1 rRNA gene is annotated in these 1,578 nt (G+C 55.8%); it reads left to right on the top strand.

The window, feature by feature from the left end:
- Positions 1-1,523, top strand: a 23S ribosomal RNA gene (locus BM199_RS33100); the annotation flags it as partial.
- Positions 1,524-1,578: the final 55 nt, after the last annotated feature.

Raw genomic sequence — 1,578 nt, 5'->3', positions numbered from 1 at the left:
GTGTGTGGAGCGTGGGACCTGATCCTGTAGTAGTCAAGCGATGGGGTGACGCAGGAAGGTAGCTCCGCCAGTGAATGGTAGTACTGGTGTAAGCGTGTAGGAGGAGGCATAGGCAAATCCGTGCCTCATGGACTCTGAGACGTGATGCGTAGCCGATTGAGGTGAAGTAGAGTGATCCTATGCTGCCGAGAAAAGCCTCTAGCGAGTGCATGTGCGGCCCGTACCCCAAACCAACACAGGTGGTCAGGTAGAGAATACCAAGGCGATCGGGTGAACTGTGGTTAAGGAACTCGGCAAAATGCCCCCGTAACTTCGGGAGAAGGGGGGCCAAAGCACCTGAAGCCCCGTGCGGGCTAGGGTGAGTTGGCCGCAGAGACCAGCGGAAAGCGACTGTTTACTAAAAACACAGGTCCGTGCGAAGAAGCAATTCGATGTATACGGACTGACGCCTGCCCGGTGCTGGAACGTTAAGAGGACCGGTTAGCCCTTTCGGGGGCGAAGCTGAGAATTTAAGCGCCAGTAAACGGCGGTGGTAACTATAACCATCCTAAGGTAGCGAAATTCCTTGTCGGGTAAGTTCCGACCTGCACGAATGGCGTAACGACTTTCCGGCTGTCTCAACCACAGGCCCGGCGAAATTGCACTACGAGTAAAGATGCTCGTTACGCGCGGCAGGACGGAAAGACCCCGGGACCTTTACTATAGTTTGGTATTGGTTTTCGGTTCGGCTTGTGTAGGATAGGTGGGAGACTGTGAAGCCTTCACGCTAGTGGGGGTGGAGTCAATCTTGAAATACCACTCTGGTCGAATTGGGAATCTCAACCTCGGACCATGATCTGGTTCAGGGACAGTGCCTGATGGGTAGTTTAACTGGGGCGGTTGCCTCCTAAAGAGTAACGGAGGCGCCCAAAGGTTCCCTCAGCCTGGTTGGCAATCAGGTGTTGAGTGCAAGTGCACAAGGGAGCTTGACTGTGAGACAGGCGTGTCGAGCAGGGACGAAAGTCGGGACTAGTGATCCGGCACCACCTGGTGGAAGGGGTGTCGCTCAACGGATAAAAGGTACCCCGGGGATAACAGGCTGATCTTGCCCAAGAGTCCATATCGACGGCATGGTTTGGCACCTCGATGTCGGCTCGTCGCATCCTGGGGCCGGAGTAGGTCCCAAGGGTTGGGCTGTTCGCCCATTAAAGCGGCACGCGAGCTGGGTTTAGAACGTCGTGAGACAGTTCGGTCCCTATCCGCCGCGCGCGCAGGAGACTTGAGGAAGGCTGTCCCTAGTACGAGAGGACCGGGACGGACGAACCTCTGGTATGCCAGTTGTCACGCCAGTGGCATGGCTGGTTAGCCACGTTCGGAAGGGATAACCGCTGAAGGCATCTAAGCGGGAAGCCTGTTCCAAGATGAGGTCTCCCACCCTTTGTGGGTTAAGGCCCCCAACAGACCATTGGGTTGATAGGCCAGAAATGGACGCACAGTAATGTGTTTTGAGTTGACTGGTACTAATAGGCCGAGGACTTGCCCACAAACATGCTACGCATCCGCTCTACAGCTCTGAAACACCACACCACCACCGGTCCG

This window comes from Amycolatopsis marina (assembly GCF_900111885.1).
Classification (GTDB): domain Bacteria; phylum Actinomycetota; class Actinomycetes; order Mycobacteriales; family Pseudonocardiaceae; genus Amycolatopsis; species Amycolatopsis marina.
The sequence above is the reverse complement of the archived record's forward strand: the minus strand, read 5'-3'. Positions and strand labels throughout refer to the sequence as shown.